This window comes from Escherichia sp. WS547, from assembly GCF_046486065.1.
Classification (GTDB): Bacteria; Pseudomonadota; Gammaproteobacteria; order Enterobacterales; family Enterobacteriaceae; genus Escherichia; species Escherichia coli.
In genome coordinates this window covers 1-4405 of record NZ_JBJQMA010000052.1, presented here as the reverse complement: position 1 = coordinate 4405, position 4405 = coordinate 1, and the positions used below count along the sequence as shown (strand labels likewise).

At 45.8% G+C, this 4405-nt stretch carries 5 protein-coding genes; 3 read left to right on the top strand and 2 right to left on the bottom strand.

Features of this window, described 5'->3' with window-relative positions; genetic code table 11:
* Positions 1-230: 230 nt before the first annotated feature.
* Together ACJHWK_RS23820 and ACJHWK_RS23815 are read left to right on the top strand one after the other, a co-directional pair.
* Positions 231-1232, top strand: a complete 1002-nt coding sequence (locus tag ACJHWK_RS23820; RefSeq protein ID WP_000622026.1) for a hypothetical protein — start codon at positions 231-233, stop codon at positions 1230-1232.
* 10 nt (positions 1233-1242) lie between these two features.
* Positions 1243-1551 (top strand): hypothetical protein, encoded by a 309-nt coding sequence (locus ACJHWK_RS23815; RefSeq protein WP_001000710.1) that lies wholly within the window; start codon positions 1243-1245, stop codon positions 1549-1551.
* A gap of 51 nt (positions 1552-1602) precedes the next feature.
* Here ACJHWK_RS23815 and cobO read toward each other — a convergent pair whose 3' ends face one another.
* Both cobO and ACJHWK_RS23805 read right to left on the bottom strand, forming a co-directional pair.
* Positions 1603-2193, bottom strand: coding sequence for a cob(I)yrinic acid a,c-diamide adenosyltransferase (gene cobO, locus ACJHWK_RS23810; RefSeq protein WP_001278881.1), 591 nt, complete (start codon positions 2191-2193; stop codon positions 1603-1605).
* Positions 2190-2948 carry a YciK family oxidoreductase gene (locus tag ACJHWK_RS23805; RefSeq protein WP_170886206.1) on the bottom strand — a complete coding sequence of 253 codons (759 nt, stop codon included), beginning with the start codon at positions 2946-2948 and terminating at the stop codon, positions 2190-2192. The genes cobO and ACJHWK_RS23805 overlap by 4 nt, the downstream gene beginning before the upstream one ends.
* A 219-nt stretch (positions 2949-3167) precedes the next feature.
* Here ACJHWK_RS23805 and sohB point away from each other — a divergent pair, with 219 nt between their 5' ends.
* The gene (sohB, locus tag ACJHWK_RS23800) at positions 3168-4217 is read left to right on the top strand and encodes a protease SohB (RefSeq protein WP_001523120.1); all 1050 of its coding nucleotides are present in this window, start codon (positions 3168-3170) and stop codon (positions 4215-4217) included.
* Positions 4218-4405: the final 188 nt, after the last annotated feature.

The following is a 4405-nucleotide window of genomic DNA, read 5'->3' as shown; positions in this document are numbered from 1 at the left end:
GAAGTTGGATGCAAATGTCAGATCGTGTGCGCCTGTTAGGGCGCGGCTGGTAAGAGAGCCTTATAGGCGCATTTGAAAAACCTCCGGCTATGCCGGAGGATATTTATTTGAAGCATGATAAATAGTCGCAGTATTTTAATTTAATTTCATACTTGCTTATGAATAATACCCGGAAATAGCCACATTACTATTTAATTATCTGAGATAAACTCAACGTCAAGAGGTGGGTTATGATTAGATATAGTGGAATATTTCTATCGCTGTTAATGCTTTCAGGTTGTGCAACTGAAGCATTGAAAAACGAACAAGCTGAAACTGTTATTACTGCGGGTAACAAAGCAGTAGCGGCGAATGCAAGTTTCTTTAAACAATACTATGCTTCTCGTGAAAACTTCCTTGTTAATTTCTACGCGACTAATCCGGATTGTGCTCTGCGACCTGATTATACCATTGATATAGGCGGTGATGGGAATGGCGGAAAATTATGCCAGCGTTCAGGGCCAAATACAAAACAAGTACAATTAGTCCCTTTCGAGAAAGAAAAATTACTGGCTTCAATGGAAGTCATTAATAGCATGAGCGCTTATGTGGAACTTCTGACAAAGGATATGGCAACTACGGAAAGTCAGCAAGTGGCATTACTTAAACAGGCTCTGGATCACGCAAACAACGCACAAACACTACTTGGTGTTTCACATAGCAAAGATTTAGCTCAATCTGCAGCAGCGGTTAAAGATTTGGTAAATTATTTCAATGAGTTATATATAATTAAAGTCAATTCTGGAAAAATAGGCAAAACGGCAGATGAAAACTGGGTAAGACTTATAAAGAACATGGCGGTTTTGCGCAATGATATTTATACAAAAAGCAATAAGATTGAAAATTATACCTTTGCGAATGTGCATGATAATATGTTTTATTATAATACAGCATCTAAAAACTCTAAGAATACAGAGTTTAACACTCTGAAAAACAGGAAGGAGTTTCTAAGTTCAGTAATCAATGTGAATGAAACCAGACTACAGGCATCGGCACCTGCCATGCCTGCGATTGAGGCTTTAAATGCCTTTATAGATAAGGGTGATTATCTAAAAAGCTTATACGTTAATAAAACACGCACGGCAGCTGAACAAAAAAGATTAAATGAAATATTACGCGCACAGGTCATTAGTGGGTTAAAGGCGTCTGAGGGGCTGGCAAAATTACTTATTGCCAGCGGAATAATGTTATAGGAGGCTTTTTATGAACGATGTGCAAAACCGTAGAATACTGGCATTACTTGATATGCTGTATAATACTTTGGGTAATAAAACCACATGTAATGTTTGTCATAAATATTTTATCCATATCCTCACAGTTATGAACAACCTGACGATTAACTATGGTACTGAAACTTCGCCAGAGTTAGCCGGGATAAATTATGACGATGCTAATGCGTTAATTACTGAACTGATATTATTTATTGAAGATGTTGACGCTGAGAATCATGAAGCATATCCGGGACATTTGAATGAGATTACACGTATTCTGAATTTCGCTATTGCCGCTTGAATATAATCATGATTAAAGCACCTCAAGAGGCTTCTTTTGAGGTGCTTTCACTTAGTAGTCAATCCCTATCTGCGCTTTTACACCGGCATCAAACGCATGTTTCACGGGGCGTAATTCACTTACCGTATCCGCCAGTTCAAGTATATCCCGATGACAACCACGACCCGTAATAATGACGGTTTGCTGATGTGGACGTTCATTTAACGCCTTCACCACTTCTTCAAGTGGCAAATAATCATACGCCACCATATAAGTCAGCTCATCGAGCAAAACCATATCCAGTGAAGGATCGGCCAGCATTCGTTTGGCATGTTGCCAGACTTCACGGCAGGCCGCGGTATCAGATTCGCGATTTTGTGTATCCCAGGTAAAGCCCGTTGCCATCACCTGAAACTCAACGCCATGTGGCTCCAGTAGATTGCGCTCGCCATTAGGCCAGGTGCCTTTAATAAACTGCACGATACCCACTTTTTTGCCATGGCCTACTGCACGAGTTGCCGTACCAAATGCCGCGGTGGTTTTGCCTTTTCCATTGCCGGTAAAAACGATGATAATACCGCGTTCATCCTGGGCCTGGGCCACACGAGCATCGACTTTTTCTTTCACTCGCTGCTGACGCTGTTGGTAGCGTTCATCACTCATTGGGAAATTCCTGGTTTACGGCCCGGTTGGGCGTCAAAGGTCATGCCGGTTTTACGGCGGCTGTCATCGCCCATCAGCCAGAGGTAGAGCGGCATGATATCAGCGGGTGTTTTAAGTTTCTGTGGATCTTCGGTCGGGAAGGCGCTGGCCCGCATTGCGGTGCGCGTACCGCCTGGGTTAATGCAGTTGACGCGCAGGCGCTGCTGATATTCATCGGCCAGTACCTGCATCATCCCTTCGGTGGCAAATTTCGACGCTGCATATGCGCCCCAGTTGGCTCGTCCCTGACGTCCAACGCTTGATGAAGTAAAGACCAGTGAACCGGCGTCCGATTTGAGTAATAAAGGAAGCAGTGCCTGGGTGAGCATAAAGGTGGCATTAACGTTGACCTGCATGACGTCCTGCCAGACCTGCGGATTTTGTTCGCTCATTGGGCAAACATCGCCGAGCAATCCGGCATTATGCAAAACACCATCCAGACGCGGATAATTAACGGCAATGCGCTGTGCCAGTTGTTGGCAATCTTCGGACGTGCAGGTCAGCAAATCGAGAATAAACCACTGTGGCTGACGTCCAGTTTCTTCGTTTATGTGGCTGGCTACCTGACGTAATTTTTCTTCATTACGGCCCAACAGAATCACTGTCGCACCATGGCGTGCATACGTCATCGCGGCTTCACGGCCAATACCATCGCTGGCTCCCGTCACCAGGATAATGCGATCATTGAGTAAATCTTGTTTTGGCTGGTAATGCATGGCTACTCCTCAACGACGTTGTCTGTCGCGCTGCCAGTGTACTTTATGACTTTGGGGCTTTATGCCTGAAACAGAAGGGCATTTCAATCAGCCTGGGGCGATAACACCGCAAAATGGATACTTTGTCATACTTTCGCTGCAATAACATCTCTGCGAGACGGCTTAACATGCCTGTTGTAAACTGTGAGCCAAAGCGTTGTTTAACCAAGGTGGGGACTCGTGGAATTGTTGTCTGAATATGGTTTGTTTTTGGCGAAAATCGTTACCGTTGTGCTAGCGATTGCGGCGATTGCCGCCATTATTGTCAATGTTGCTCAACGTAATAAACGCCAGCGTGGCGAGTTACGGGTCAACAATATCAGCGAACAGTATAAGGAGATGAAAGAAGAACTGGCTGCGGCGCTGATGGACACTCATCAGCAAAAACAGTGGCACAAAACGCAGAAGAAAAAGCACAAACAAGAAGCGAAAGCAGCAAAAGCGAAAGCCAAACTGGGCGAGGTGGCAACTGACAGTAAACCTCGCGTCTGGGTGCTGGATTTTAAAGGCAGCATGGACGCCCATGAAGTGAACTCGCTACGTGAAGAGATAACGGCGGTACTCGCAGCATTCAAACCGCAGGATCAGGTTGTGCTACGTCTGGAAAGCCCTGGTGGCATGGTGCATGGTTACGGGCTGGCGGCTTCGCAGCTGCAGCGTCTGCGTGATAAAAACATTCCTTTAACTGTTACGGTAGACAAAGTTGCTGCCAGTGGCGGTTACATGATGGCCTGTGTGGCAGACAAAATTGTTTCCGCACCGTTTGCTATTGTGGGTTCTATTGGCGTGGTGGCGCAAATGCCCAACTTTAACCGCTTCCTGAAAAGCAAAGATATTGATATCGAACTGCACACCGCCGGGCAGTATAAGCGCACGCTGACGTTGCTGGGTGAAAATACCGAAGAAGGGCGGGAGAAATTCCGCGAAGAGCTGAACGAAACGCATCAGTTATTTAAAGATTTTGTGAAGCGTATGCGTCCGTCTCTGGATATTGAACAGGTGGCAACGGGTGAACACTGGTACGGACAACAGGCGGTAGAGAAAGGCCTGGTTGATGAAATCAACACCAGTGATGAAGTTATTCTTAGCCTGATGGAAGGCCGTGAAGTGGTCAATGTACGCTATATGCAGCGTAAACGACTCATTGACCGATTCACCGGCAGCGCGGCAGAGAGCGCCGATCGATTGTTGCTACGCTGGTGGCAGCGGGGTCAAAAGCCATTGATGTAAAAGACAAACGCGAGGCTAAGACCTCGCGTTTTGCTGTGCACAGAAAACCCCCAGCTAGGCTGGGGGTTCCGGAAAGTTTTCAGCTTTAAGCCAGTTATTAAAACCCCTTTTGATTTGTTAAAACACCTTGCGGTCTGGCAACTGCAAGTGTCAAACAAGAAATCAAAAGGGGGTCCCAATGGGGAACG

What these genes read in the sequence shown, in the direction of transcription:
- ACJHWK_RS23820 (WP_000622026.1), top strand. Translation starts at nt 231, where the DNA reads ATGATTAGATATAGTGGAATATTTCTATCGCTGTTAATGCTTTCAGGT.
- ACJHWK_RS23815 (WP_001000710.1), top strand. Translation starts at nt 1,243, where the DNA reads ATGAACGATGTGCAAAACCGTAGAATACTGGCATTACTTGATATGCTG.
- cobO (WP_001278881.1), bottom strand. Translation starts at nt 2,193, where the DNA reads ATGAGTGATGAACGCTACCAACAGCGTCAGCAGCGAGTGAAAGAAAAA.
- ACJHWK_RS23805 (WP_170886206.1), bottom strand. Translation starts at nt 2,948, where the DNA reads ATGCATTACCAGCCAAAACAAGATTTACTCAATGATCGCATTATCCTG.